We start from the raw sequence: 1,471 nt of genomic DNA on the forward strand, positions 1-1,471 counted from the left end.
CTATGTCCCAGCCAGTTTGCCTGTCTTTACCGAGAAACAGATTGCTGGCTGGTCGTGGCTGCCGTTTGATGAGTTGGTTTGGCGAGTGATTTCGCCTTTTGTCGGCTCTTCCATAGACGAAAGCACCCTGCGTGCCTTGCTCAGTGACAGCTATCAACAATTCAAGCACCGCGCTATTACGCCGCTTGAGCAAATCGGGCACAACGAGTGGATACTCCAGCTGTTTCATGGTCCGACCGGTTCTTCCAAGGATTTCGCCGCGCAATTGCAGTCGCGCCTGGTCGACCATTTCCTGACGGAGATCGGTRAAGAAGCGTTGGTGGTCGGTGCAACTAACGGTGATACCGGCGTCGCGGCGCTTGAAGCCTTTGCTAACTGCCCGGCCGCCCGCATGGCAATACTGTATCCGCGCGACGGGCTTGCACCTGAGCAACTCAGTGCCTTGCAGGCAGCCGACCCGCAGCGGGTTCAGCTGTTTCCGGTTGACGGTAATTTCGATGATTGCCAGACGCTGGTCTCCCGGCTCTTGCGTGAGTGGCCGGTGGATGGAGTGTTGCCGGTCTGTTTCAACTCGACCAATTGGATCGGCGTCCTGGCCCAGATCGTTTTTTACTTCCACGCGGCCTTGCAACTGGGCGGTGGCTCGCGTCCCGTTGGCTTTAGCGTTCCAGCTGCCAGCTCGGCCGAAATCTACGCTGGTTACATTGCGCAGAAAATGGGATTACCGATCAATCAGGTGATCATTTCCACCAACAGCAATGATGCCCTGCACCAGTTTTTTCATTGCAATCGCTACTCCACCCGGATGACTAATCGAACCGTGTCGCCGGCGATGGACTTCTCGTTGTTTTCCAACCTGGAGCGGTTTATCTGGGAGATTTACGAGCACGATGGCTGCTCAACAAAAGCACTGATGGAGCATTTTGAAAGTTGCGGAGAAATGAGCGTCGGCAACCAGCAATGGCTGCGTGCTCGAGTACTCTTCGATTCCTATGCCGTACACGAATCCCAGGTGCGCGATGAAGTAGTCGAACTGTTCCGAGAGACAGGCTCGGCCATCGATCCTCACACCGCTGTCGGTGTACTGGCCGGCAGGCTTCATCGACGCAGCCTGGGCGCGCCGATGGTCACCTTCGGGCAAATTGCGCCGGCCAAGTCAGCGGCGCTGTTGGCCGAACTGGGCGTCTGGCAAGCAAGCGTTCCGAGCACTGTCGAGGTGCGCGCGCAACCACCGTACCTGGCCAAGGGCGATCTTGACGGTCTGTGCCAGGCTCTTCGTCTGGCGCTGCAGAGGTCTGCATGAAGCGCATTCTAGATCCGTTGGACGAACGCATACTGGCCGAACTTACCGCCAATGCGCGAATAGCCCATATCGAACTGGGTGCCAAGATCAACTTGTCGCGCAATGCGGTGCGCCAGCGCATCGAGCGTCTTGAGCGCGACGGTGCGATCCAGGGCTATACGGTTCTTC

At 57.3% G+C, this 1,471-nt stretch carries 2 protein-coding genes; both read left to right on the top strand.

The window, feature by feature from the left end; genetic code table 11:
• Positions 1 to 1,303: threonine synthase (gene thrC / locus AC1DLB_RS29775; RefSeq protein ID WP_477786261.1), on the top strand; the 1,303-nt coding region annotated here is incomplete at its 5' end.
• On the top strand, positions 1,300 to 1,471 hold a 172-nt coding region (locus AC1DLB_RS29780), incomplete at its 3' end, for an Lrp/AsnC family transcriptional regulator (protein ID WP_477786262.1). The genes thrC and AC1DLB_RS29780, both read left to right, overlap by 4 nt.

The sequence above is a fragment of the Pseudomonas sp. 05N434 genome (assembly GCF_056396965.1).